Origin of the sequence: Streptomyces rectiverticillatus (assembly GCF_013394065.1) — a bacterium.
Lineage (GTDB): Bacteria > Actinomycetota > Actinomycetes > Streptomycetales > Streptomycetaceae > Streptomyces > Streptomyces rectiverticillatus.
The window spans coordinates 1,465,957-1,490,867 of record NZ_CP040752.1 but is presented as its reverse complement, the minus strand read 5'-3'; the positions used below and the strand labels follow the sequence as shown (position 1 = coordinate 1,490,867).

Genomic DNA, 24,911 nt, shown 5'->3' with positions numbered 1-24,911 from the left:
GTGAGCGGTTGGAAGGAGCACTACCGATGGGCGAGGGGTACGCATGACCGACACCGGCCAGTTCCCGGGCGAGGGACAGCCGGAGAACGCAGGCGCGCTGCCCGGCCACCCGTTCCCCGCGGACGCCGTAGCCCCTGCCGACCCCGGAGCCCCGGCCCCTCAGACCCCTCCTGCCCCTCCTGCCACGTATGCCTTCCTCGACCACGGGGACGGCACGGAGCCGGACGGTGCCGACGAGGACGACCTCCTGCTGATGCCGGGTGCCCAGGGCGCCTGGATGGAGCAGCCGGCCGTCCAGGGCGGTACGCACGAGAGCGGCGGACGCGACACCGGCTCCGTCGACTACGGCGACGTCCGCATCCCCCCGGCCGCCGCCGCGGGCCAGCCGCCCACCGCCCCGGCGGCCCCGCGCCGCCCCCTGCACATGGGCCCGCCCGTCCCGGACCCCACCGGCGGAGTCGTCCGCTCCCTGGCCGACCGCGGCCCCGCCGCGCCGGCCCCCGCCCCGGTCCGCCCGCCCGCACCGCCGGCGGTGCCCGCACCGGGCCCCGAATACCTCGACGGCACCGTCGACGAGACGGGCACTCAGCAGACCCCGCGCCTCGGCGAGGTGCCGCAGCAGCAGCCGGGCACGTGGGACGCCCAGCCGCAGCCGCCCGCCGCGGCCTTCGTACCGCCCCAGGCGTCCGGCCCGGCCGCCCCCGCCGTTGACGTGCCGTCAGCCGCCCCGGAGCAGCCTGCCGAGCACCCCGTCGCCGCCGAGCCGGCCGCTGGTGCGGCGCCCTCGACCGGCCTCCTCGCCATCGACGCCGTGGTCGCCGCGGCCACCGGGCAGGTCCACGTACCGCCGGGCGTCACGGCCGAACCGGCCCCTCAGGCCGCCGTCGTGACGGACGCCGCCACGGCGTCGGCGCCTGCCGCCGGGGCCGAGCCGGTGGCTGCGCCCGCGGACGCTCCGCAGGCCGAGGCGGCTCCCGCCGGGGAAACCGGGCCCGCGCTCGCCTCCGCGCCGGACCCGCACCCGGTCGCGGAGGCCGCCCCGGCCGACCAGGCCGCGGTGACGCCCCAGCCTGCGGCAGCTGCCGAGCCGGTCGCGGCCGAGGTTCCCGCCGCCGGTGCCGGGCAGCCCGGGCAGGGTGCCGAAGCCGTCGCGACCGCCGGTACCCCGGCCGGTGCGGCCGAGCCGGAGCAGACCGCCGTTCAGACCGACCAGGGCCTGATTCCGGCCGAGGTCCCGCCGACGCCGGCCGCCGAGGCCGCTGACCAGGCTGCTACGGGCCTCGCTGACGCCCCGTCGGCAGAGGCCGCCGCGGCGGTCGCTCCCGCCGACGAGCCCCTGATGCGGACCGCCCCGGCCGATGCGGCCGCTGACGCCACCCGGCCCGAGCCGGAGGCGGTCGGCGCTGCCGATCCCGCGGTGGACGCGCAGGGCGCCGTCCCGGCCGAGGCTGTGCAGCCTGCCGATTCCGTACCGGTGACGGATGCCTCCGCCACCGCTCCGCAGGCAGAGCAGGCTGCCGAAGCCGCCGCTCCCGCTGTTGCCGACGCTGCGGTGGACGCGCAGGACGCCGTCCCGGCCACTGTCGAGGGCGCGGCGGAGGCGCCGGTCACGGCCGTGCAGCCCGAGCAGGCTGCCGGTCCGGTGCCCGCGACGGATGCTGCCGCCGCTGCTTCTGCTCCTGCCGCTGCCGAGTCCGTTCCGGATGGGCTTGTCGCCGACGCTGCTGTTCCGGCTGTTGCCGAGACCGTGGTGGACGTGCAGGCGGGTATCCCGCAGTCTGAACAGAGCGCCGTTTCCCCTCCGCAGGCCGACCAGGCTGCCGACGCCGCTGCCGAGCCCGTAGCGGATGCGGGTGCGGATGCACAGGCCGTTCCGCAGGCCGGTCCGGCTGCCGAGCTCGCCGCGGAGGCTGCACAGGCCTCGCCGGTCGAGGTGGGGACCGAGTCCGGCCCCGCGTCGGGCGCGCAGCCGGAGCAGGCTGCGGTCCCGGGCGCGCCCGTGGCCGAGCCCGCCGCCCCCGTCGGCGAACCGTCTGCGCCGGTCGACGTGCCCGCTGCCGCTCCGCAGCCTGAGCAGGCCGCTGTCCCGGCTGCGCCCGGCGGTGAACCGTCTGCGCCGCTCGACGCTGTCGCTGCCGCTCCGCAGCCCGCGCAGGCTGCCGCCGCTGCCGAGGCCGAGGCCGGGATCGAGTCCGGTCCCGCCCCGGTCGCGCAGCCGGCCGACGCTCCGCAGTCCGAGCAGGCCGCTGTCCCGGCTGCGCCCGGCGGTGAACCGTCTACGCCGCTCGACGCTGTCGCTGCCGCTCCGCAGCCCGCGCAGGCTGCCACCGCTGCCGAGGCCGAGGCCGGGATCGAGTCCGGTCCCGCGTCGGGCGCGCAGCAGCTCGACGCCCCGCAGTCCGAGGAGGCCGCCGTCCCCGGCGCGCCCGCCGCCGAGCCGGTCGCTTCCGCCGGCGAACCGTCCGCCCAGGCCGCGCCGCTGGACGCTCCCGCTACTGCCCCGCAGCCCGCGCAGGATGCCACCGCGGCCGGGTCCCAGGCCGGGGCCGGGATCGAGTCCGGTCCCGCGTCGGGCGCGCAGCAGCTCGACGCCCCGCAGTCCGAGGAGGCCGCCGTCCCCGGCGCGCCCGCCGCCGAGCCCGCCGAGCCCGCCGAGCCCGCCGTTCCCACCGGCGAACCGTCCGCCCCGTCCGACCCGCACGCCCCCGCCGGCGTACCGCAGACCGAGCAGGCCACCATCTCCGAACCGCAGGCACCCGCGACCGAGGACGCAGCGCAGATTCCGGCGCCGGAGCAGTCCGCAGCCGATCTGCCCGAGCCGGCCGCCGAGGACGACGCCCAGGCGGCCGCCCCCGCGGGCCCCCAGGTCCTGACCCCGGCCACCGCACCCGAGGCCCCTGCCGACGTCCCCGCCGACGTCCGCATCCCGGCCCCCCAGCAGGCCCCCGCGGAGCCGGCCGAGGCCCCGGAGCCGGTTGTCCCCGCGCCCCGCGCAGCGGAGCCCGCAGCGGAGCCCGCCGCGGAGGCCGAAGCCCCGGCCGAGCCCGAGCCCGAGGTGCCCGCCGCCGTTGGGTACGGCGACGCCGAGCGCGAGGCCGTGCACCGCGTGATGCGCGAGCGGCGCGACATCCGCAACGGATTCCGCACCGACCCCATCCCGCACGAGGTGCTGCTGCGCGTCCTGGAGGCCGCGCACACCGCGCCCAGCGTCGGCCACTCCCAGCCCTGGGACTTCGTCGTCATCCGTTCCGCGGAGACCCGGCAGGCCATGCACGAACTGGCCCAGCGCCAGCGCGACGCCTACGCCAAGTCGCTGCCGAAGGGCCGGGCCAAGCAGTTCAAGGAACTGAAGATCGAGGCGATCCTCGAGACGCCCGTCAACATCGTCGTCACCGCCGACCCCACCCGCGGCGGCCGCCACACCCTGGGCCGCCACACCCAGCCGCAGATGGCTCCGTACTCCTCCGCGCTGGCCGTCGAGAACCTCTGGCTCGCCGCCCGCGCCGAGGGCCTCGGCGTCGGCTGGGTCAGCTTCTTCGACGAGCGCGAGATGGTCCGCACCCTGGGCCTGCCCGAGCACCTGGAGGTCGTCGCGTACCTGTGCGTCGGGTACGTCGACGAGTTCCCGGACGAGCCCGAGCTGATGCAGGCCGGCTGGTCCAAGCGCCGGCCGCTGTCGTGGGTGGTGCACGAGGAGGAGTACGGCCGCCGCGCCCTGCCCGGCGAGGAGCCGCACGACCTGCTCGCCGAGACCCTGCGCGGCATCCGCCCGCTGGACGCCAAGGCGCTCGGCGAGGCGTGGGAGCGGCAGAAGCGCATGACCAAGCCGTCCGGCGCGCTCGGCATGCTGGAGATCATCTCCGCGCAGCTGTGCGGCCTGTCGCGCAAGTGCCCGCCGCCGATCCCCGAGCCCGCCGCCGTCGCGATCTTCGCCGGTGACCACGGGGTGCACGCCCAGGGCGTCACGGCGTGGCCGCAGGAGGTCACCTCCCAGATGGTGGCCAACTTCCTGGGCGGCGGAGCCGTGTGCAACGCGTTCGCCAACCAGGTCGGCGCCGAGGTCTGCGTCGTGGACGTCGGCGTCGCGGGGGAGCTGCCCAGCACCCCCGGCCTCCTGCCGCGCAAGATCCGCCCCGGCACCGCCGACATCACCACCGGCCCCGCCATGACCCGCGAAGAGGCGATGCACGCCCTCGAGGTGGGCATCGAGACCGCCCGCGACCTGGTCGCGGCCGGCAACAAAGCGCTCCTCACCGGCGAGATGGGCATCGCCAACACCACGGTGTCGGCCGCCCTCGTCTCCGTCTACACCGAGGCCGACCCGGCCGAGATCACCGGCCGCGGCACCGGCATCAACGACGAGATGCACGCCCGCAAGGTCGACGTGGTCCGGCGCGCCCTCGAGCTGCACCGGCCGGACCCGAAGGACCCCATCGGCGTCCTCGCCGCGATCGGCGGCCTGGAGCACGCGGCCCTCGTCGGCCTGATCCTCGGCGCCGCGTCCCTGCGCACGCCGGTGATCCTGGACGGCGTGAGCGCCGGGGCCGCGGCCCTCGTGGCCCGCGCCATCGCCCCCGAGGCGCTCGCGGCCTGCATCGCGGGCCACCGCAGCGCGGAGCCCGGGCACGTCGCGGCGCTGACCAAGCTCGGCCTGCGCCCCCTGGTGGACCTCGACCTCCGCCTCGGCGAGGGCACGGGCGCGCTCCTGGCCCTGCCGATCGTGCAGAGCGCTGCCCGCGCCATGCACGAAGTGGCCACGTTCGACGCCGCGGGCGTCACCGAAAAGGCCTGACGCCCGGCAGCGAAACCCCCACGCACCTCCGGCGCGTGGGGGTTTCGCCCACCCGCCCGTCCCACCCCGCCCTCGACCCCCACCGCACCGTAGGGTGTCCCCACCAGCGCATTCGCCCGCCCACGAGGAGACCCGCACGCCCATGGCCGAGCACAACGAAGCCGTCGCCTACCCCGTCGGACTGCGCCTCTCCGGCCGCCGCGTCGTCGTCCTCGGCGGCGGGCAGGTCGCCCAGCGCCGGCTGCCCGCCCTGCTCGCCGCCGGCGCGGACGTCCTCCTCGTCTCCCCCTCCGCCACCCCCTCCGTCGAAGCGATGGCCGACACCGGCGAACTGCGCTGGGAGCGCCGCCGCTACCGGGACGGCGACCTCGACGGCGCCTGGTACGCCCTGATCTCCACCGACGACCCCGAGGCCAACCGGGCCGCCTCCGCCGAGGCCGAGGCCCGCCGCGTGTGGGCCGTGCGCAGCGACGACGCGGACGCCGCCTCCGCCTGGACGCCCGCCACCGGCCGCAGCGAGGGCGTCACCGTCGCCGTGCTCACCGGCCGCGACCCCCGCCGCTCCGCCGCCGTCCGTGATGCGATCATCGAGGGCCTGCGCGACGGCTCCCTGACCGCCCCGCACTTCCGCACCCGCACCACGGGCCCGGGCGACGGCCACGGCACGCCCACCGGCCACGTCGCCCTCGTCGGCGGCGGCCCGGGCGACCCCGACCTCATCACCGTGCGCGGCCGCCGCCTCCTCGCCCAGGCCGACGTCGTCATCGCCGACCGCCTCGGCCCGCGCGACCTCCTCGACGAGCTCCCCCCGCACGTCGAGGTCATCGACGCCGCGAAGATCCCGTACGGCCGCTTCATGGCCCAGGAGGCCATCAACAACGCCCTGATCGAGCACGCCAGAGCCGGCAAGACGGTCGTGCGCCTCAAGGGCGGCGACCCCTTCGTCTTCGGCCGCGGCATGGAAGAGGCCCAGGCACTCGCCGAGCACGGCATCCCGTGCACCGTCGTCCCCGGCATCTCCAGCACCATCAGCGTCCCCGGCGCCGCCGGCATCCCCGTCACCCACCGTGGCGTCGCGCACGAGTTCACGGTCATCAGCGGCCACGTCGCCCCCGACGACCCGCGGTCCCTGGTCGACTGGGAGGCCGTCGCCAGGCTCCGCGGCACCCTCGTCCTGCTGATGTCCGTCGAGAACATCGGGGCCATCGCCGAGGTCCTCGTCCGGCACGGCCGCCCCGCCGCCACGCCCGTCGCCGTCGTCCAGGAGGGCACCACCTCCGCCCAGCGCCGCGTCGACGCGACCCTGGCCACCGTCGGCGAGCGCGTCGCGGCGGAAGGCATACGGCCTCCCGCGGTCATCGTCATCGGCGACGTGGTGACGATCGGCACCGGAACCGGCCGCTAGAGCCCACCGCACCGCCCCGCGACCGAGCACCCCGCACCGAGGACCGAGAACATGGCCGACATCATCACCATCGACGACCCCGACGACCCGCGTCTGCACGACTACACGGGCCTGACCGACGTCGAGCTGCGCCGCCGCCGCGAACCCGCCGAAGGGCTCTTCATCGCCGAGGGCGAGAAGGTCATCCGGCGCGCCCGCCACGCCGGGTACGAGATGCGCTCGATGCTGCTGTCGGCCAAGTGGGTCGACGTCATGCGCGACGTCATCGACGAGGCGCCGGCCCCCGTCTACGCCGTGAGCCCCGACCTCGCCGAGCGGGTGACGGGCTATCACGTCCACCGCGGGGCCCTCGCCTCCATGCAGCGCAAGCCCCTGCCGTCGGCCGCGGAGCTGCTGCGCAGCACGCGCCGTGTCGCCGTCATGGAGGCGGTCAACGACCACACGAACATCGGGGCCATCTTCCGCAGCGCTGCGGCCCTCGGCATGGACGCGGTCCTGCTCTCCCCGGACTGCGCGGACCCGCTCTACCGGCGCTCGGTGAAGGTCTCCATGGGCGCCGTCTTCTCCGTGCCCTACGCGCGCCTGGAGACCTGGCCTCGTGACCTGGAGACCGTGCGCGAGGCGGGCTTCCGGATCCTGGCCCTCACCCCGGACGAGAAGGCCACGTCCATCGATGCGGCGGCCCCGCACCGGCTGGAGCGGGTCGCCCTCATGCTGGGCGCCGAGGGCGAGGGCCTGTCCACGCGCGCGTTGATGGCGGCGGACGAGTGGGTGCGCATCCCCATGGCCCACGGCATCGACTCGCTCAACGTGGGCGCGGCGGCGGCCGTGTCGTTCTACGCGGTGACGGCGGGCCGCCCGCAGGACTGAGGGCCCGTCCGGCGGATCGGGCAGTACGCGCCTGAGCCGCTGCCCGCGGATTCCGCCGGACCGCGCCGTCGTGGCGCTGCACCGCACCGTTACGGCGGGCAAGCGATTGCAGTGGGCAAGCGATGTCACTGCCCCGGCGCGGAGCCCTGATCGCGGTCAGTGCCCGCCCGGCGCCCCGAAGAAGCCCCGCTGCCCCTGCTGTCCCTGTGGCCCTTGCTGTCCCGGCTGGTCGCTCCGGGAGACCTGAGGCACCCGCTGCAGCCCGTCCGTGTTCCGCTCAGGGCCCTGGCAGCCCTGCGCGACGGCGATGCCCAGGGCGACCAGCAGCGTCACGACCACGAAGACGGTCAGCCGCTGCCGCAGCAGGCGCGGGTCCCGCGCCGGCCGCCGGGCGCCGGCGCCCGTGCGGGCCGCGGGCTGCCCGCCGCGCCGGGCCGCGGCCCCGGCGGCGCCCCTGCCGGACTGCCCGGGCCCGGGTGCCCCGTTGGCCCGGCCCGGCCGCGCCGCCGGCCGGCGGCCGGCTTCGGGCCGGCCCTGCGGGACGTGCGGCCGCGGTGCAGGCGCCTTGACCGTGGGCCGCTCGGTGCGCTGCTCCGCATAATCCGTGGCCCGGCGGCCCGACGGCCGGTCGGGGTCGCGCCGCGCCAGGGGATGCCGGCCCTCGGAGAGGCCCTGAGCCTCGCGGGCAGCGATCTCCTTCAGCCGCAGCGACAGCTGCAGCGTGCTCGGCCGCTCCTCGGGATCCTTGGCCAGGCACGCGTGGATCAGCGGCGCCAGGGCGTCCGGTACGGCCATGAGCTGCGGTTCTTCGTGGACGACCCGGTAGAGCATGACCTCCGAACTGCCCTGGCCGAAGGGCGAGTCCGCAGTGGAGGCGTAGGCGAGGGTCGCGCCGAGGGCGAAGACGTCGGTGGCGGGGGTGACGGCGGCGCCGCGCACCTGTTCGGGGGCGAGGAAGCCGGGCGAGCCCACCGCCGTGCCCACGTGGGTCAGGGTGCTCGCGCCGGTCGCCCACGCGATGCCGAAGTCGATGATGCGGGGGCCCTTGGGGGACAGCAGGATGTTCGAGGGCTTGAGGTCCCGGTGGACCACGCCCGCGTCGTGCACGGCGAGCAGGCCCTCGGCCAACGCCGCCCCGATGGAGGCGGTCTGAGCCGCCGACAGCGGCCCCTCCTCGTTCACCTTGTCGTGCAGGGAGGGCCCCGGCACGTACTGCGTCGCGAACCACGGGCGGTCCGCGTCCAGGTCGGCGGCCACCAGCCGCGCCGTACAGCCGCCGCGGATGCGCCGGGCCGCCTGCACCTCGCGCGCGAACCGCGAGCGGAACTCCTGGTCCTCGGCCAGGTCCGGCCGGATCACCTTCAGCGCCACGCGCTGCCCGCGCCGGTCGGAGCCGAGGTACACCACGCCCATGCCGCCCGCGCCGAGCCGGCGGTGAAGCCGGAACGAGCCGACGACACGCGGGTCCTCGCGCCGGAGCCGCATCATCGCCATCTTCATCCCCGCTGCCCGGTCCGTCTGACGTGGCACAGCTTACGGATTGACGGGCGGGCGCGCTGATAGGCCGCGCATGCGTCGGCGAGTGGATTGCCCGCACCCGGCGCGGGCGGCGGGCCGCGGGCCCGGAGCGGCGGTCGCGCACCCCTTGCGCGGGGGAGCAGCGCCAAGGAGCCGCGGCCGAGGGGGGATTGGGGCCTTGCCCGGCCCGGAGCCCCTTGCTCCTGCCGAGGCGGGAGAGGCGGCTGGGGCGCGTGCGACGGGCAGGGGAGGGGCCGCCGGGACCATGAAGATCGTTAAGGCCGGGGGAGGGCCTGAAGTGATCGAAGTCACCCCGGCCTGGGCGATTCCCGGCCCCCTCCGGGTGTCCCTCCGGGAAGACCCCAAGGACGGGGGACGTCCGCGTCCAACCAGGGGAGTATCCGCCCGGCGTCCGCTCATCCTCCCGGATGCCGGGCAATCGATACGAGGGCATGACGCCCGGCCGGGCCCGCGCCCCTAGTGTTGAGATCGAGCGGCGGGCGGCAGCACTCGTCCCCCGAGGTCAGACGCCCGCCGCTCGTGCGACTTCACACGGCGGGGGACGGGCCCACACACCAGGAGCGGAACCATGGCGGACACGGCGGGACGTACGGTCATCCGGTCGCGCGGTCACCGAGCCGCCGACCTGGTCACGGGCCTCTTCGCCCCCAGGCCTTCGGGCACCCGGCACCCGGCGGTCGCCGTGGCCATGGTGGTGCCCCTGGCGGCGTTCCTCGCCGTCCTCTTCGGCGGCTGGGACGCCGTCGTCACACAAGCGTCGTCCGTCGCCGGAATGCTGGGGCGCTGAGCGCCCCGGGCCCGGGAGAGCGGCCCGGGCCGGGGACAAGCCGGCGGATCAACCCCGTGGGGACGGGGGTACGGCGGACGGCATGAAGGGCCGGGCACCTGGGGAGGCGCCCGGCCCTTCGTACTGCAGCACTGCCGACTGCGGAAACGGCCGGAGGCCGGAGCCCTTGAGCCCCGGCCTCCGGCCGATCGGTGTGCGCGATACTGGGATTGAACCAGTGACCTCTTCCGTGTCAGGGAAGCGCTCTCCCGCTGAGCTAATCGCGCGGGAGGGTCCGTGAAGACCCTGGTGGACGATACTGGGATTGAACCAGTGACCTCTTCCGTGTCAGGGAAGCGCTCTCCCGCTGAGCTAATCGTCCGGGACGGCACTGCGTTTCCGCAGGTACAGCGTGCGCGATACTGGGATTGAACCAGTGACCTCTTCCGTGTCAGGGAAGCGCTCTCCCGCTGAGCTAATCGCGCGGGAAGGTCGGTGAAGACCCTGGTGGACGATACTGGGATTGAACCAGTGACCTCTTCCGTGTCAGGGAAGCGCTCTCCCGCTGAGCTAATCGTCCTTGGAGGTGGAGACGGGATTTGAACCCGTGTAGACGGCTTTGCAGGCCGTTGCCTCGCCTCTCGGCCACTCCACCAGGAGTGCGGGGGTTCGGGAAGATCCCCCAACTCGAGCGGACGACGAGACTCGAACTCGCGACATCCACCTTGGCAAGGTGGTGCTCTACCAACTGAGCTACGTCCGCAGTGTCTGTCCGGTCCGCTTCCGCGTCCCGGCGACGTGTTGAACTCTAGCGGATTCCAGCGCCAGCTCAAATTCCGTTTCCGCAGCGTGCTGCCCTGATTGTTCGCCCGGGCCGCTCCGGACGGCCCCGCCATAGACTCGATGACGTGCACAGCTTCCCCCCGAGCCTCCCTCCGATGGCCCGCTTCGGCGGCCTCCTCGCCACCGATCTGCGCGATGTCACCCGCGACCCGGCAGCCCTGGAGTCCACGGGCTGGTGGGCGGTGGTCGCGGACTTCGAAGGGCGGCTGACCTGCGCGCGCTTCGGTGACGTTCGGCCCGCCCCGCCCCGTCCCGCGGCCTGCGCCCAGTGGCGCGGCCCGGCCGCCGGGGACTGGACCAGTTCCCTGGACCGCGCCGCCTACACCGCGGGTGTCCGCCGCATCCGCGAGCACATCGCGGCCGGCGAGGTCTACCAGGCGAATCTCTGCCGCGTCCTCAGCGCGCCCCTGCCCGATCCCGCCGCGGCCGACGTCGACGCCCTCACCGCCCTCCTCGCGCGCGACAACCCCGCCCCCTATGCGGGCTGCATCCGCCTGCCCGCCCACGGCGTCGAGGTCGCCACCGCTTCTCCCGAGCTCTATCTGCGCCGCACCGGCCGCACCGTCGAGTCCGGCCCGATCAAGGGCACCGGCCGCACCGCCGCCGACCTGCTGGAGAAGGACCACGCCGAGAACGTGATGATCGTGGACCTCGTCCGCAACGACCTCGGACGCGTCTGCGCCACCGGCTCCGTGACCGTCCCCGCGCTCTGCGCGGTCGAGCCCCACCCCGGGCTGGTCCACCTCGTCTCCACCGTGCGCGGCAGGATCGCCGACGGCGCCGGGTGGGCCGACCTCTTCTCGGCCACCTTCCCGCCCGGCTCGGTCACCGGCGCCCCCAAGGAGAGCGCCCTGCAGATCATCCGGGCCCTGGAGACGGCCCCCCGCGGCCCCTACTGCGGCGGGATCGGCTGGGTCGACGCCGACCGCGGCACCGGCCAGCTCGCCGTCGGCATCCGCACCTTCTGGATCGACCGCACCGCGGCCCCCGGCCCCGTCCTGCGCTTCGGCACCGGCGCCGGCATCACCTGGGGCTCCGACCCCGAGCGCGAGTGGGCCGAGACCGAGCTCAAGGCTTCGCGGCTGCTCGCGATAGCGTCGGGGACCGGCACCCATCAGCCGCTCGGAGGGACGATACGGTGACGATCTGGCTCAACGGTTCGCTGCAGGACGCCGACGGCGCGCGCGTCTCGGTCCTCGATCACGGCCTGACCGTCGGCGACGGCGTCTTCGAGACGCTCAAGGCCGTCCAGGGGCGCCCCTTCGCCCTCACCCGCCACCTCGCCAGGCTGACCGCCTCCGCCCGCGCCCTGGGCCTGCCCGAGCCCGACCTCGACGAGATCCGGCACGCCTGCGCGGCCGTCCTGGAGGCCAATCCCATGCCGCTCGGGCGGCTGCGCATCACCTACACCGGCGGCCTCGCCCCGCTCGGCTCCGAGCGCGGCGCCGCCCGTCCCACCCTCGTCGTCGCCGTCGCCGGGACGCCCCGGCGCCCCGACACCACCGCCGTCGTGACCGTGCCCTGGACCCGCAACGAACGCGGCGCCCTCGCCGGCGTCAAGTCCACCTCCTACGGCGAGAACGTCGTCGCCCTCGCCCGCGCCAAGGAGCACGGCGCCGGCGAGGCGCTGCTCGCCAACACCGCCGGGGCGCTGTGCGAGGGCACCGCCTCCAACGTCTTCGTCGTCCTCGACGGCGAGCTGCACACCCCGCCCCTCGCCTCGGGGTGCCTCGCCGGCATCACCCGCGCCCTCGTCCTGGAGTGGACCGGGGCCAAGGAGACCGACCTGCCCTACGACGTCCTGGAGCGCGCCGAGGAGGTCTTCCTGACCTCCACCCTGCGCGACGTCCAGGCCGTGCGCGCCGTCGACGGCCGGGAACTGCCCGCCGCCCCCGGCCCGGTGACCGCCAAGGCCGCCCGGACCTTCGACGAGCAGGCGGCGGCGGACCTCGACCCGTAAGGGCTGCGCGAGCGCACACCCCGGACGCTGCACACACCGCACACTGAAAACCCCGTGACGCGCGGCCGCCGGGCCGGTACAACACCAAGGTGACCACCACCCTGCGGCCCACCGCACCCGAGCAGCGCGGCCCCGGCGGCGCCCGGTCCCGCTCGTACGAGGTCTGCGTCAACAGCAGGCCCGTGGGCACCGTCGACCTCGCCACCGACCACCGCTTCGGCCCGGCCGCCGGCCGCATCGTCCGGCTCCGCATCGACGAGCGCGACCGGCACCGCGGCCGCGGCACCGTCGCCGCGCTCGCCGCCGAGGAGGTGCTGCGCGGCTGGGGCTGCACCCGCATCGAGCTGTCCGTGGACGCCGGCGCCGAGGTCGGTCTCGGGCTCGCCGGCGCCCTCGGCTACGTCGAACGCAGCCGCAACATGGTCAAAACGCTGACCGCCGCCCCCCGGCTGCCCGAGGGCAGCGAGGGACGGCGGATGACCGACGCCGAGTACACCGGCTGGCGGGAGGCGTCCCGCGCCGCGTACGCGCAGAGCTGGATCGACCGCGGCGTCCCGGCCGAGCAGGCCCGCGCCAAGGCCGAGGCGGACGACCTCGCGCTGCTGCCCGACGGCGCCGCGACCGCCGGCACCATGCTGCGCGTCCTCACCCACGAGGACACCCCCGTCGGCACCCTCTGGGTGGCGCTGCGCGACGGGGTCCCGGACACCCCGGACGCCTACGTCTACGACGTCGAGGTCGCGCCCGCGCACCGGGGCCGCGGCCACGGCAGGTCCCTGATGCTGCTGGCAGAGGCCGAGGCTCTTGCGCACGGTGCGCGGACCCTCGGCCTCAACGTCTTCGCCGGCAACACCCCGGCACTGCGGCTGTACGAGTCGCTGGGCTACGCGCCCACGGTGTACCACTTGTACAAACCGCTGCTCTAGCGCCGTCCGCCGGACCCTCGCCGCCGGACAGGCCTGACCGACCTAACCGAGGAGACCGTCCACGATCTCCTCGATGCGCTCCCGCAGCCCGTCCTGGTTCTTGCTGCCGTCCAGCAGCTCGCCGCCGACGACGTACGTGGGGGTGCCGGTCACGCCGATGGCCTTGCCCTCGGCCTGGTCCGCGTCGACGATCAGCAGGTGCCGGCCGTCCACCAGGGCGGTGTCCACCTCCTCGGCGTCCAGCCCGAGCCCGCCGGCCACCTCGACCAGCAGTTTCTCGCCGCGCTCGGCCAGCTCCCCGGCCCGCGCGAGCACGGCCTCGGCGTAGGGCCAGCCCTGACCCTGCTCGGCCGCCTCCTCGGCGGCCTGCGCCGCGGCGTAGGAGTGCTTGTGCTTCTCCAGGGGGAAGTGCCGCAGCCGCACGTCCAGCCGGTCGCCGTAGCGTGCGCGCAGCGCCCGCAGGTCGTCCAGGGCGGCACGGCAGTCGGTGCACTGCAGCTCGCACCACACGTCGAGGACGACGGGGGCGGTGTTGGTCTCGCTCATGCGGCCAGTCTTCCAGGCGGCGGGGGCGGCGGCCCTCCGGGTCTCCCCTGGGCTCCCCGGGTCTCCCCGGGCCGTCAGGGATGACCCCGAGATCTCCCTGAGCCCGCCGTCCGGCCATGGCCCGGCCGGCCGCGGGGGGTGCACGATGGAAGGGCGAGCCCGCAAGCGAAGTCCAGGAGGATCCCGATGCTGACCTCGACCATCTGTGCCGCGGTGTCCGCGGCAGGCCTCGGCATCGCCGCGCTGACGGCCTACCGCCGGCGCTTCCTCGCGGCGACCCGGATCGCGGCCTTCTCCCTCGTCCCCATCGGGCTGGTCCTGACCGGGATCGTGCAGTGGCTCACCGACATCGTCTTCAAGCCGAGCGTCTGGGCCGGCTTCGGGGTCCTCGCGCTCTCGGCCCTGCTGTTCGTGGTGAGCAGGGCGGCCGAGCGCCGCGGCGCCGGGGGCGGCCGCAAGGAGCGCAAGGCCACGGCGGCCGCTGCGCAGCGCGATGCCATGGCCCCTGCCGCCTCCGCTCCGTCACTGGGCCCGGGCCGTGCCGCGGGCCGTCCGCAGGGCGGGGCGAAGAAATCGGGCGACGGTGAGGACTTCTCGGATATCGAGGCGATTCTCAAGAAGCACGGAATATGACGGACCATCCGATCAGTACACCGGGCGGTACGCATGACCGCTGCACCCGACGACTGTTTTCCGGGTAATTCACCGGGTGTGCGTATTCGCCCGCCCGCATTTTCCCGTCCATTCGGGGGGGGAGTGGGATTCCGGTCCGATTCTGCCCGGAATCAGACCGACGCGCCGGAGTCCGCGGACTCGGCGCCCCGGCGGCGTGCCCGGTAGGCAGCGACGTGCAGCCGGTTCCCGCACGTGCGCCCGTCGCAGTAGCGCCGCGAGCGGTTGCGGGACAGGTCCACGAAGGCGTGCCCGCAGTCCGGCGCGTTGCACCGCCGCAGCCGGTCGCGCTCGCCGGCGACCAGCAGGAACGCCAGCGCCATGGCGCCGTCCGCGGCCAGGTTCTCGGCCACCGCCGCGCCGGGCGCGAAGTAGTGCACGTGCCAGTCGTAGCCGTCGTGCGCGCTCAGCTGCGGCGTGGTGCCGGCCTCGGCCACCAGCTCGTTGACCAGCCGCGCCGCCTCCCCTGTGCTCGCGGCGTCGAAGATCCGTCCGAACCGCTCGCGTATCGACCGCACCGCCGCGACGTCGCGCTCGCGCAGCGTCTCGACCGTGATGATGCCGTGCCGCTCCGTGAAGGCGCGCAGCTCCGCCAGGTCCTGCGGACCCGCGTTGAGGAGGTCGACGACGGAGTCGAGCGCAGCCTTGGTGTCGTGGTTGATCTGCACGTTCGTACGCTCCCTGGCCGGACGGAGGCGGCAAGTGTTCGACCGCGGCCCACGACCTTACTGGCTGGGCGGCATCTGTGCGGCCCCCTCGTCGCGACGGCGCCGTCGTCCGCGGAACGGCCCGCGGACGACGGCGCCGTGCCGTGCCCTGTGTGCGAGATGTGGCGCGCAGCCTCCCCGAGTGGGCTGGCGCGCTCCGGGGTCAGCCCCGGCCCGGACTCAGCTCTCCGCCAGGATGTGGGAGAGCTCGGTGTCCAGGTCGAAGTGACGGTGCTCGGTGCCCGGCGGCACCGCGGCGTCCGTCCGCTTGAGGAAGGACTCCAGGGCCCGCGCAGGGGCCTCCAGCAGCGCCTCGCCCTCGGGAGAGCTCAGCGCGATGCACACGACGCCCTGACCGTGGCTGCGGGACGGCCAGACGCGGACGTCGCCGGTGCCGGTGGGCCGGTGCAGGCCTTCGGCGAGCAGGTCGCGGGCGAAGACCCACTCGACCGTCTCTTCGGCTCCGGTGTGGAAGGTGGCGTGCACGGCATACGGATCGGCCGTGTCGTACCGCAGGCCTGCGGGGACAGGCAGTGAGGATTCGCTCGACACGACGAGGCGCAAGTGCAGCTCGCAGCTGACCGTGGTGTTCATAAGCGCCAGGGCCTTTCGCTCAGTGTGCGCTCGGGGATTCGCACGTCGGCGAAATCGACATGCCACCTACGGTGCCGTTGTAAACCCCTCTGACCGTTTTGAGGCTGTTCGGATACCTCGGACGGCCCAGTCGCCGGACGGGGAATACCGCCATTCCGGTGAGTTCCGGATCGGTCCGGTAGGTTGGGCGCATGAATGCGGAGAGTGACCGGCGGCAGGACGCCGCGCCGGGGGACGGGACGAAGGACGGGATGCAGAAGGACGGGATGCAGGACGCAGGCGCGGGCGAGCCCGCCCTCGGATCGCGCGCGCCCCACTTCATCAAGCGCTCGCGGCCCCTGCACGTGAGCTGGCAGGTGGGCGTCTTCGTCGTCGGCCTCGCCGTCGTCGTCGCGGGCGTCATCATGCTGCCCCTGCCCGGCCCGGGCTGGCTCGTGATCTTCGGGGGCATGGCCATCTGGGCGACGGAGTTCGTCTGGGCCCAGCTCGTGCTGCGCTGGACCAAGCGGAAGGTCACCGAGGCGGCCCAGCGCGCCCTCGACCCCCGGGTCCGGCGGCGGAACATCATCCTCACCGTGACGGGCCTGGTGATCGCCGGCACCCTCGTCGGGATCTACCTCTGGAAGTTCGGCATGGTCATGCCGTGGAAGGTGGGCGGCTGACCGGCCCGCCGCCGGTTCAAAGCACCGTCTGACATGCGGTAATGTTTGCGGTGCGCCCGGGCGATTAGCTCAGCGGGAGAGCGCTTCGTTCACACCGAAGAGGTCACTGGTTCGATCCCAGTATCGCCCACATGTCAGGACCGAGGGTCCGCAAGGTTCACCCCTTGCGGACCCTCGGTCTTCGGGTGTCCGCTGGCCCCATGCCCTTCCTGGCCGCGGCCCTGACCCCATCCCACCGCTACCGCTTCCGCGGCGCATGGGCCCTGGCCGCCCCGCCCGACGCCGTCTACGCCCGCCTCGAAGCCGTGGACGGCTATCCCGCCTGGTGGCCGCAGATCCGCGAGGTGAACCGGGCCGACGCCGCCACCGGCACCGCCCGCGTGCGCTCCTTCCTCCCCTACGACCTGACCGTGGCCGTCCGCGCCCGCCGCCACGACCCCGTCGCCCGCGTCCTCGAGATCGTCATGACCGGCGACATCGAGGGCTGGGCCCGCTGGACGGTCCTCCCGTGCGGCCCCGCCGGCTGCACCGCCCGCTTCGAGCAGGACGTGGAGGCCCGCAAGCTCCTGCTCAGGCGGCTCGCCCTGCTCGCCAGGCCCCTCTTCGTGGCCAACCACGCGTGGATGATGCGCGCCGGCCGGCTCGGCCTGCGGGCCCTGCTGGCCGGCGGTACCCGGGGGATTTGATGGAGAGCCGCCGCGACCTGTATTGTTCAGTGCGTTGCCGGGGGAAACCCCGCACGAATCCCGGGCGATTAGCTCAGCGGGAGAGCGCTTCGTTCACACCGAAGAGGTCACTGGTTCGATCCCAGTATCGCCCACACGCAGGCAAGGCCGGTCCGTCAAGAGACGGACCGGCCTTGTGCGTTGCCCGTCCGCATGCCCGCACGCCCGTATTTTCGTACGCCCGTGCGTCCGGCTCTCGCGGCCCCCGGGGCATCGCTCACGCTGCGGCCGGCAGCGACGGCCGCAGCGGCCAGGCCGGGTCGCACGCCTCCTCCGTTCCGTTGCGCGCGAACCACGCCTGCAGGCCGCGCGCCTGCGCCGCGTGCCACACCGCCTGCCGGGCGTGCAGCTCCGCCGGGCTCAGCCGCTCCAGCCGCGCCGCGAACCGGCGGCTCACCGCCCGCACCACCTGCAGCGCCGCGAGCGCGTCCGACGCCGCGTCGTGCGCACCCGTCAGCTCCACCCCGTACTGCGCGCACAGATCCGTCAGCGTCCGGCGCCCCTTGCGGTAGCGGTCCAGGTGCTTGTCCAGCACCCACGGATCCATCACGCACAGCGGGGCCGCCCCCAGGTAGTCCGCCAGCGACGAGGCGCGGTGGCGCCGCAACTCGCGGTCCAGCAGCGTCAGGTCGAACGGGGCGTTCATCACCACCAGCGGCGTCCCGCGCGCCGACTGCACCGCCAGCGCCCGCGCCACCTCCTCCATCACCGGCGCCGGCCACCGGCCGTTCCGCTGCAGATAGGCCTCCGTCAGCCCGTGTATCGCAGTGGCCCCTTCCGGCACCGGGACCCCCGGGTCGACCAGCCAGCGCGTCACGACCGGAGCGGCCTCGGCCGCGGACTGCACCACGAGGGCCGCCGACACGATCCGGTCGTGCTCGACATCCACTCCGGTGGTCTCGGTGTCGAACGCGGCGAGTGGTCCCTCGAACCAGCACATGTTCACAACTCCTCGCACTTGCCCGGCGAATGGCGTGTTTCACCCTCCCCGCCAGGTGATACCCGGTCGTGGAGGCATGCGAACCGCCGTTGTTTGCACGGGAGTTGCAAAGGAAACAACACAGTTGTACGGATCGAACGCCCGAAGACCCCCGGAAGGATTCGGACATGGCGTTCCCGCGGCCCGAACCGGGCGGGCTGCTGTCTGAGCTTCCCGAGCCCGCCGCACCCGCCCTCGTACGCGGCTCGCTCGCCACCACCGCCTGCATGGAGACGCTCCAGATCGGCTATCTGCACGCCGTCGCCGCGGCCGCGGGCTGCTCACTGGCCCAGCCCTTCCCCGACCACGGCATCGACTGGCACATCAGCCACACCGCCCCCGGTCACGCCGTCGACGACGAAGTCACCATCAAGGTGCAGCTCAAGTGCACCTACCAGCTCGGCCCCCGCCCGGCCGTGCTGCCGCCGCCCCGGACCCCCGCCACACCACCCCCGGCCGTCCCCGTCGTCCCGGCCGCCCCGGCGCCCACCTTCGCCTTCACCCTCGACAACGACCACCTGGCCAAGCTCGCCCGCACCCCCGTCGCCGTCCACAAGATCCTCGTCGTGATGATCGTGCCGAGATCGCGCGACGACTGGCTGCGCGCCGGCCACGACAGCCTCCACCTGAGGCACTGCTGCTACTGGACCAACCTCGCCGGCCACCCCGTGACCGGCAGACGCCGGACCACCGTGCGGATCCCGGCCACACGCGTCTTCGACGACCGCGCACTCTGCGAGATCATGACGCGGGTCGGGGCGGGAGGGAGACCCTGATGCACCGGCCGACCGAGCCCTCGCGCCACCCCCGGCACACCCCGCCCGGCGGCCCCCCGCCCGAAACCGCCGACCCCGCCGTCCTCGCGGCCCTCCTCGCCCGGCACGGCTGGCGCCGCCGCGGCGCGGCAGCCGGCACGTACAGCCGCTGGACGCCCCCCGACGCCGCCGGCACCCGCGGCCGCACCAGCCTGCTCGTCCCCGACAGCCGCGCCTACCCCGACAGCGCCGACCTCGTCGCCGAGGCGCTCGCCGCGCTGCGGCACAGCCCCGCCCCCTCCGCACGCGACGTCCTCACCGCCCTGCACACCCCCGTCGACGAGATCCACTGGCAGCGGGAGACCCCCGAACCCGAGGCACCCGCGGCCGCCTGGGCCGCCCAGGAACAGCTGCGCGCCGGCGCCCGCGCCCTGCTCCTCGCCGCCGCCCTGGCCGCGCGCGGCACGGCCGGCTATCACGGTGCGCGCCACCGCCGGCAGGCCGAGACCGCCCTCGGCCGCCTGCTGGCCGGCACCGCCGCGGGCAGCCGGGAGCTGACCACCTTCCTGCCCGTCGGCACGGGCGCGGCTCCCGGCCCCGACGGCAGGCAGGTCACCACGGCCCTCCTCCGCGCCCTCTACGCCGCCCGTGACGCCACCGACCGCCAGCGGGCCACCGGCGCGCCCGACGCCTTCGGGCCGGCCGTCGAGGCGGGCGTCTGCCAGGAGCTGACCGAAGCGATCTGCGCACTCGTCCGCGGCTCCGAGGGCATCCGCATCACCCTGCACTGGGCCCCCGCGGCGGGCCCGCCCGACGGCTTCGCCGCCCGCCCCGGGCCGGTCGCGTTCACCCCCGGCGACCTCCCCGTGCTCCGCGAGGCCGGGGCCCGCTACATCCGGGACGAGCCGCCCGTCACCGTGCATCTCACCGGGGTGGTCGTCCGCATGCGCCGCGAGGACCGGGGCGGGCCCGGAACCGTACGGCTGAGGATCCTCGCCGGCGCGGACGTGCCCCAGGTCCGCGCCACCCTCGACGAGGACGACTACCGGATCGCCGGCCACGCCCACCTCCTCGGCATGCCCGTCCGCATGAGCGGCCGCCTGGAGAGCAGGGGCGGCTTCCGACGCCTGGCCGAAGCCCGCGAGGTCATGCCCGTACGGGTCGACGACGGCGAGCGGGACCGCCTGCTGAAGTCGCTGCACGAGAACATCGACTTCTTCGAGGAGGCATGCGGCGGCGAGTGAGACAGCGCCCTCCCCGGTCGCCCGGTAAACCGTTTCGCGACCAGGCTGCCGCTCTCGGTACGATTCAGGCGCGCAGTGACCGCTGCGGCGACCCATACGTCAGGAGAGACCGGTGTCAGACGTCCGTGTGATCATCCAACGCGATTCCGAGCGGGAAGAGCGCGTGGTGACGACGGGCACGACGGCCGCCGAGCTCTTCGCCGGTGAGCGCACCGTCGTCGCCGCGCGCGTCGCGGGCGAGCTCAAGGACCTCGCGTACGTCGTCGCCGACGGCGAGGAGATCGAGGCCGTCGAGATCTCCTCCAAGGACGGCCTCGACATCCTGCGCCACTCCACCGCGCACGTCATGGCCCAGGCCGTGCAGGAGCTCTTCCCCGAGGCCAAGCTGGGCATCGGCCCGCCGGTCAAGGACGGCTTCTACTACGACTTCGACGTCGAGAAGCCGTTCACCCCCGATGACCTCAAGGCCATCGAGAAGAAGATGCAGGAGATCCAGAAGCGCGGCCAGCGCTTCTCGCGGCGCGTGGTCACCGACGAGGAGGCCCGCGACGAGCTCGCGGCCGAGCCGTACAAGCTGGAGCTGATCGGCCTCAAGGGCGCCGCCTCGCACGACGACGGCGCGGACGTCGAGGTCGGTGCCGGCGAGCTGACGATCTACGACAACCTGGACCCGAAGACCGGCGAGCTGTGCTGGAAGGACCTCTGCCGCGGTCCGCACCTGCCCACCACGCGCGTCATCCCGGCCTTCAAGCTCATGCGCAACGCCGCCGCGTACTGGCGCGGCAGCGAGAAGAACCCGATGCTCCAGCGCATCTACGGCACCGCGTGGCCGTCGAAGGACGAGCTGAAGGCGCACCTGGACTTCCTGGCGGAGGCCGAGAAGCGCGACCACCGCCGCCTCGGCTCGGAGCTCGACCTCTTCTCCGTCCCGGAGCAGATCGGCTCGGGTCTGGCCGTCTTCCACCCCAAGGGCGGCATCATCCGCCGGGTCATGGAGGACTACTCCCGCAAGCGGCACGAGGAAGAGGGGTACGAGTTCGTCTACACCCCTCACGCCACCAAGGGGAAGCTCTTCGAGACCTCGGGCCACCTGGACTGGTACGCCGACGGCATGTACCCGCCCATGCAGCTCGACGAGGGCGTGGACTACTACCTCAAGCCCATGAACTGCCCGATGCACAACCTGATCTTCGATGCCCGGGGGCGCTCGTACCGCGAGCTGCCGCTGCGCCTGTTCGAGTTCGGGACCGTGTACCGGTACGAGAAGTCGGGCGTCGTGCACGGTCTCACCCGCGCCCGCGGCTTCACACAGGACGACGCGCACATCTACTGCACCCGTGAGCAGATGGGTGAGGAGCTCGACCGCACCCTCACCTTCGTCCTGGACCTGCTGCGCGACTACGGCCTGAACGACTTCTACCTGGAGCTCTCCACCAAGGACCCGGAGAAGTTCGTCGGCTCGGACGAGGCCTGGGAGGAGGCCACCGAGACGCTGCGCAAGGTGGCCGAGAAGCAGGGCCTGGAGCTCGTCGCCGACCCGGGCGGCGCGGCCTTCTACGGCCCGAAGATCTCGGTCCAGGCCAAGGACGCGATCGGCCGCACCTGGCAGATGTCGACCATCCAGCTCGACTTCAACCTGCCGGAGCGCTTCGACCTGCAGTACACCTCGGCGGACGGCTCGCGCCAGCAGCCGGTCATGATCCACCGCGCGCTGTTCGGCTCGATCGAGCGTTTCTTCGCGGTGCTCCTGGAGCACTACGCGGGTGCGTTCCCGGCGTGGCTGGCCCCGGTGCAGGCGATCGGCATCCCGATCGGTGACGCCCACGTCGAGTACCTGCAGGAGTTCGCCGCCGAGGCGAAGAAGAAGGGCCTGCGGGTGGAGGTGGACGCCTCTTCGGACCGTATGCAGAAGAAGATCCGCAACCACCAGAAGCTCAAGGTTCCGTTCATGATCATCGTCGGTGACGACGACATGGCGGCGGGCACGGTGTCCTTCCGCTACCGCGACGGTTCGCAGGAGAACGGCGTCCCGCGTGACCAGGCGCTGGCGAAGATCGCTGACGTGGTGGAGCGTCGCGTTCAGGTGTGACGTGTCCCCGCCCGGGCAGGGGTTTGGAGGGGCGGCCCATCAGGGCCGCCCCTCTCTGCGTCCGCGCCCCCACGGGCGCATATGCTGCACAGCATGACGAGTGAGCCGGAGCAGCAGATCGGAGTCGGGGCGCCGGACGCGTTCCAGCGACTGTGGACGCCCCACCGGATGGCCTACATCCAAGGCGAGAACAAGCCGACCGGGCCGGGGTCCGGTGACGGGTGCCCGTTCTGCTCGATCCCGGAGAAGAGCGACGAGGACGGGCTGGTCATCGCCCGGGGCGAGCGCGTCTACGCCGTCCTGAACCTCTACCCGTACAACGGCGGCCACCTCATGGTCGTGCCCTTCCGGCACGTTGCCGACTACACCGAGCTGGACGTCGCCGAGACGGCCGAGCTCGCGGACTTCACCAAGCGGGCCATGGCTGCGTTGCGCACCGCCTCCGGCGCGCACGGGTTCAACATCGGCATGAACCAGGGCGACACCGCCGGCGCCGGCATCGCCGCCCACCTGCACCAGCACGTGGTCCCCCGCTGGGGCGGCGACACGAATTTCATGCCGGTGATCGGCCACACCAAGGTGCTGCCCCAACTGCTGGCGGACACCCGCAAGATGCTTGCGGACGCCTGGCCGGACGCCTGAGGACACGCGTCAGAGAAAAACGGGCAAATGTCCCAAAGTCTTAATTAAAAGAAGTTCTAATGGTGCGGTGACCTTCCTTCACCGCCGCACCGTGCTGCGCGCGGCCGCCGGCGGCACCCTCGCCGGGGCCGCCGGCGTGGGCTGCGGCCGGTCGGACGAGGAGGCGGGGGCCCGGGCGGCGGGTCCGTCCGTACGGGCCACCGCGTCGCCCGGGCGGTCCGCCGGGCCGGGCGCATCCACCAAGCCCGGTGCGTCCACCAAGCCGGGCGCATCCCGTATGCCGGGCGCTTCGAAGACCCCTGCGGCGTCCGGGGCGCCGTCGGTGTCGAAGCCCCCCGCCCTCACCCTCGCCCCCCTCCCGCCGGGGCTCCCCGCCCAGATCGAGCACGGCCCCCGTACCGGCAAGGGCGTGGCGCTGACCTTCCACGGCCAGGGCGATCCGAAGCCCATCACCGGGCTGCTGGGGGAGGCCGAGCGGGCCGGGGCGCGGGTGACCGTGCTCGCCGTGGGCACGTGGCTGGACGCCCATCCGCAGCTCGCACGGCGGATCCTCGACGGCGGGCACGAGCTGGGCAATCACACCATGCACCACCTCGACATCTGTACGATGCCCGCGGCCGCGGCCTCCGCGGAGATCACCGAGTGCGCGGAGCGGCTGCGGCGGCTGACGGGCGGGATCGGCCGCTGGTTCCGGCCCTCGCGGGCGCGGCTCGCCACCGAGCAGGTGGCCCGGCTGGCCCGCCAGGCCGGATATCCGCACGTCCTCTCCTACGACGTGGACTCCCTGGACTTCACCGATCCCGGGCCGGAGGCGGTCCGGCGCACCGTGCTGAAGGCGGTGCGGCCCGGTTCGGTGGTGAGCCTGCACTTCGGGCACGCCGGCACCGTGGCCGCGCTGCCCGCGATCCTCGACGGCCTGCACCGCCGCGGTCTGCGCGCGGTGACGACAACGGAGCTGCTGACCTGATGAACCAGTTCTCCTCGTTCCCGAGCTCTCTGCGCCGGCCGCGTCTGCGCGGGGTGCACCGTGCCGTGCTGTTCGCCGCCGCCTGCGCCCTGCTGGCCTCCGGTTGCGGCGGGGACTCCGGTACGGAGGCCGCCGACCGCGTGCCGCACAAGGAAAAGCAGCAGCAGGAGCGGCGGGGCGCCGCGCCGGCCGCGGGGCTGCCCGGTATGCCGCCGCTGCTGGATCCGAACGACCTGTACGCGGCGGACCGGCCCAATCAGCTGTCGCCGGTGGTGAAGGACTTCCCGTCGCGGGTGTACGTGCCCAACACGGAGTCGAACACGGTGAGCGTGATCGACCCGAAGACGTACAAGGTGATCGAGACGATCCCGGTGGGCAACCAGCCGCAGCACGTGGTGCCGTCGTGGGACATGAAGACGCTGTGGGTGAACAACGACCGCGGTCACACGCTGACGGCGATCGACCCGGCCACGGGGAAGAAGGGGCGCACGGTCGACGTCCACGACCCGTACAACCTCTATTTCACGCCGGACGGCAAGTACGCGGTGGTGATGGCGTCGATGGACCGGGAGCTGGTGTTCCGGGACGCCCAGACCATGAAGCGGAAGAAGACGGAGCCGGTGTCGTGCAAGGGGGTGAACCACGCGGACTTCTCGCCGGACGGGAGGTACTTCATCGTCTCGTGCGAGTTCTCGGGCGAGCTGCTGAAGGTCGACACGGCGAAGATGAAGGTGATCGGCCAGCAGAAGCTGCCGTTCGAGGGCGCGATGCCGCAGGACGTGAAGATCTCCTCCGACGGCAGGACCTGGTACGTCGCCGACATGATGGCGGACGGGGTGTGGGTGCTGGACGGTGACAAGTTCACCGAGCCGTGGCTGATGCCGACGGGCAAGGGCGCGCACGGGCTGTACGTGAGCCGGGACTCGAAGTCGATGTACATCTCCAACCGGGGCGAGGGCTCGATCTCGGTGCTGGACCTGCCGAGCCGCAAGCTGGTGAAGAAGTGGGAGCTGCCGGAGGGCGGGAGCCCGGACATGGGCGGGGTGTCGGCGGACGGCAATGTGCTGTGGCTGTCGGGGCGTTACGACTCGGAGGTGTACGCCATCGACACCCGGGACGGGCACCAGATCGCCAAGATCCCGGTCGGGGCGGGGCCGCACGGCCTCGCGGTCTATCCGCAGCCGGGCCGGTACTCGCTGGGCCACACCGGAATCTTCCGGTGAGACCC

The 24,911-nt window shown here is 73.7% G+C and carries 21 protein-coding genes and 8 tRNA genes; 18 read left to right on the top strand and 11 right to left on the bottom strand.

Annotated elements, in window-relative coordinates:
- The first annotated feature begins 43 nt into the window (after positions 1-43).
- From cobT to FGW37_RS06180, 3 genes are all read left to right on the top strand, one after another.
- A complete protein-coding gene (gene cobT / locus FGW37_RS06190; RefSeq protein WP_179080135.1) occupies positions 44-4,792 on the top strand; it encodes a nicotinate-nucleotide--dimethylbenzimidazole phosphoribosyltransferase in 4,749 nt (1,582 codons plus the stop codon).
- Between the two features lie 142 nt (positions 4,793-4,934).
- Positions 4,935-6,197 carry a uroporphyrinogen-III C-methyltransferase gene (cobA, locus tag FGW37_RS06185; protein WP_179080134.1) on the top strand — a complete coding sequence of 421 codons (1,263 nt, stop codon included), beginning with the start codon at positions 4,935-4,937 and terminating at the stop codon, positions 6,195-6,197.
- A gap of 51 nt (positions 6,198-6,248) precedes the next feature.
- The gene (locus tag FGW37_RS06180; protein WP_168094398.1) at positions 6,249-7,067 is read left to right on the top strand and encodes a TrmH family RNA methyltransferase; all 819 of its coding nucleotides are present in this window, start codon (positions 6,249-6,251) and stop codon (positions 7,065-7,067) included.
- A gap of 156 nt (positions 7,068-7,223) precedes the next feature.
- On the opposite strand, the gene FGW37_RS06175 is transcribed toward FGW37_RS06180, so the two are convergent.
- Positions 7,224-8,561, bottom strand: a complete 1,338-nt coding sequence (locus tag FGW37_RS06175; protein ID WP_179084537.1) for a serine/threonine-protein kinase — start codon at positions 8,559-8,561, stop codon at positions 7,224-7,226.
- Between the two features lie 613 nt (positions 8,562-9,174).
- Here FGW37_RS06175 and FGW37_RS06170 point away from each other — a divergent pair.
- Positions 9,175-9,393, top strand: a complete 219-nt coding sequence (locus FGW37_RS06170; protein ID WP_179080133.1) for a hypothetical protein — start codon at positions 9,175-9,177, stop codon at positions 9,391-9,393.
- Between the two features lie 194 nt (positions 9,394-9,587).
- On the opposite strand, the gene FGW37_RS06165 is transcribed toward FGW37_RS06170, so the two are convergent.
- The 6 genes from FGW37_RS06165 to FGW37_RS06140 all read right to left on the bottom strand — a co-directional run bounded on the left by FGW37_RS06165 (position 9,588) and on the right by FGW37_RS06140 (position 10,135).
- Positions 9,588-9,659, bottom strand: a tRNA-Val gene (locus tag FGW37_RS06165).
- Positions 9,660-9,679: 20 nt separating this feature from the next.
- Positions 9,680-9,754 (bottom strand) — tRNA-Val (locus FGW37_RS06160).
- A gap of 31 nt (positions 9,755-9,785) precedes the next feature.
- Positions 9,786-9,857, bottom strand: a tRNA-Val gene (locus tag FGW37_RS06155).
- Between the two features lie 20 nt (positions 9,858-9,877).
- Positions 9,878-9,952: transfer RNA gene (locus tag FGW37_RS06150), tRNA-Val, on the bottom strand.
- Between the two features lies 1 nt (position 9,953).
- A tRNA-Cys gene (locus FGW37_RS06145) sits at positions 9,954-10,027 on the bottom strand.
- Between the two features lie 35 nt (positions 10,028-10,062).
- Positions 10,063-10,135: transfer RNA gene (locus FGW37_RS06140), tRNA-Gly, on the bottom strand.
- A gap of 175 nt (positions 10,136-10,310) precedes the next feature.
- On the opposite strand from FGW37_RS06140, the gene FGW37_RS06135 reads away from it, so the two are divergent.
- From FGW37_RS06135 to FGW37_RS06125, 3 genes are all read left to right on the top strand, one after another.
- Positions 10,311-11,357: a chorismate-binding protein gene (locus tag FGW37_RS06135; RefSeq protein ID WP_179084536.1), complete on the top strand. Its 1,047-nt coding sequence runs from the start codon at positions 10,311-10,313 to the stop codon at positions 11,355-11,357.
- Positions 11,354-12,175 (top strand): aminotransferase class IV, encoded by an 822-nt coding sequence (locus FGW37_RS06130; protein WP_179080132.1) that lies wholly within the window; start codon positions 11,354-11,356, stop codon positions 12,173-12,175. The genes FGW37_RS06135 and FGW37_RS06130 overlap by 4 nt, the downstream gene beginning before the upstream one ends.
- A gap of 89 nt (positions 12,176-12,264) precedes the next feature.
- Positions 12,265-13,101, top strand: coding sequence for a GNAT family N-acetyltransferase (locus FGW37_RS06125; protein ID WP_179080131.1), 837 nt, complete (start codon positions 12,265-12,267; stop codon positions 13,099-13,101).
- Between the two features lie 42 nt (positions 13,102-13,143).
- Here FGW37_RS06125 and FGW37_RS06120 read toward each other — a convergent pair whose 3' ends face one another.
- Complete coding sequence (locus FGW37_RS06120; protein ID WP_179080130.1) at positions 13,144-13,647, bottom strand: DsbA family protein; 504 nt, start codon at positions 13,645-13,647, stop codon at positions 13,144-13,146.
- A 186-nt stretch (positions 13,648-13,833) separates the two neighbouring features.
- Here FGW37_RS06120 and FGW37_RS06115 point away from each other — a divergent pair, with 186 nt between their 5' ends.
- Positions 13,834-14,280 (top strand): hypothetical protein, encoded by a 447-nt coding sequence (locus FGW37_RS06115; RefSeq protein WP_179080129.1) that lies wholly within the window; start codon positions 13,834-13,836, stop codon positions 14,278-14,280.
- Between the two features lie 152 nt (positions 14,281-14,432).
- Here the strand turns inward: FGW37_RS06115 and FGW37_RS06110 are convergent, their stop codons facing one another.
- Together FGW37_RS06110 and FGW37_RS06105 are read right to left on the bottom strand one after the other, a co-directional pair.
- The gene (locus tag FGW37_RS06110) at positions 14,433-14,987 is read right to left on the bottom strand and encodes a CGNR zinc finger domain-containing protein (protein WP_179080128.1); all 555 of its coding nucleotides are present in this window, start codon (positions 14,985-14,987) and stop codon (positions 14,433-14,435) included.
- 219 nt (positions 14,988-15,206) lie between these two features.
- The gene (locus FGW37_RS06105) at positions 15,207-15,620 is read right to left on the bottom strand and encodes an SsgA family sporulation/cell division regulator (RefSeq protein WP_003959770.1); all 414 of its coding nucleotides are present in this window, start codon (positions 15,618-15,620) and stop codon (positions 15,207-15,209) included.
- A gap of 251 nt (positions 15,621-15,871) precedes the next feature.
- Here FGW37_RS06105 and FGW37_RS06100 point away from each other — a divergent pair, with 251 nt between their 5' ends.
- From FGW37_RS06100 to FGW37_RS06085, 4 genes are all read left to right on the top strand, one after another.
- Positions 15,872-16,282 (top strand): TIGR02611 family protein, encoded by a 411-nt coding sequence (locus tag FGW37_RS06100; protein WP_246430727.1) that lies wholly within the window; start codon positions 15,872-15,874, stop codon positions 16,280-16,282.
- 58 nt (positions 16,283-16,340) lie between these two features.
- Positions 16,341-16,412, top strand: a tRNA-Val gene (locus FGW37_RS06095).
- Between the two features lie 70 nt (positions 16,413-16,482).
- Positions 16,483-16,968, top strand: coding sequence for an SRPBCC family protein (locus FGW37_RS06090; protein ID WP_179080126.1), 486 nt, complete (start codon positions 16,483-16,485; stop codon positions 16,966-16,968).
- A 62-nt stretch (positions 16,969-17,030) separates the two neighbouring features.
- Positions 17,031-17,102, top strand: a tRNA-Val gene (locus FGW37_RS06085).
- Positions 17,103-17,224: 122 nt separating this feature from the next.
- Here the strand turns inward: FGW37_RS06085 and FGW37_RS06080 are convergent.
- Positions 17,225-17,947: a 3'-5' exonuclease gene (locus FGW37_RS06080; RefSeq protein WP_179080125.1), complete on the bottom strand. Its 723-nt coding sequence runs from the start codon at positions 17,945-17,947 to the stop codon at positions 17,225-17,227.
- Between the two features lie 167 nt (positions 17,948-18,114).
- On the opposite strand from FGW37_RS06080, the gene FGW37_RS06075 reads away from it, so the two are divergent.
- The 6 genes from FGW37_RS06075 to FGW37_RS06050 all read left to right on the top strand — a co-directional run bounded on the left by FGW37_RS06075 (position 18,115) and on the right by FGW37_RS06050 (position 24,906).
- On the top strand, positions 18,115-18,762 hold the full coding sequence (locus FGW37_RS06075; RefSeq protein ID WP_179080124.1) for a DUF4365 domain-containing protein: 648 nt from the start codon (positions 18,115-18,117) through the stop codon (positions 18,760-18,762).
- Positions 18,762-19,985, top strand: a complete 1,224-nt coding sequence (locus FGW37_RS06070) for a hypothetical protein (RefSeq protein ID WP_179080123.1) — start codon at positions 18,762-18,764, stop codon at positions 19,983-19,985. The genes FGW37_RS06075 and FGW37_RS06070 overlap by 1 nt, the downstream gene beginning before the upstream one ends.
- Before the next feature lie 112 nt (positions 19,986-20,097).
- Complete coding sequence (thrS, locus tag FGW37_RS06065; protein ID WP_179080122.1) at positions 20,098-22,074, top strand: threonine--tRNA ligase; 1,977 nt, start codon at positions 20,098-20,100, stop codon at positions 22,072-22,074.
- An 81-nt stretch (positions 22,075-22,155) separates the two neighbouring features.
- Positions 22,156-22,716, top strand: a complete 561-nt coding sequence (locus FGW37_RS06060; RefSeq protein WP_179080121.1) for an HIT family protein — start codon at positions 22,156-22,158, stop codon at positions 22,714-22,716.
- A 67-nt stretch (positions 22,717-22,783) separates the two neighbouring features.
- On the top strand, positions 22,784-23,683 hold the full coding sequence (locus FGW37_RS06055; protein WP_246430291.1) for a polysaccharide deacetylase family protein: 900 nt from the start codon (positions 22,784-22,786) through the stop codon (positions 23,681-23,683).
- On the top strand, positions 23,683-24,906 hold the full coding sequence (locus FGW37_RS06050) for a YncE family protein (protein WP_179080120.1): 1,224 nt from the start codon (positions 23,683-23,685) through the stop codon (positions 24,904-24,906). The genes FGW37_RS06055 and FGW37_RS06050 overlap by 1 nt, the downstream gene beginning before the upstream one ends.
- The last annotated feature ends 5 nt before the right edge of the window (positions 24,907-24,911 follow it).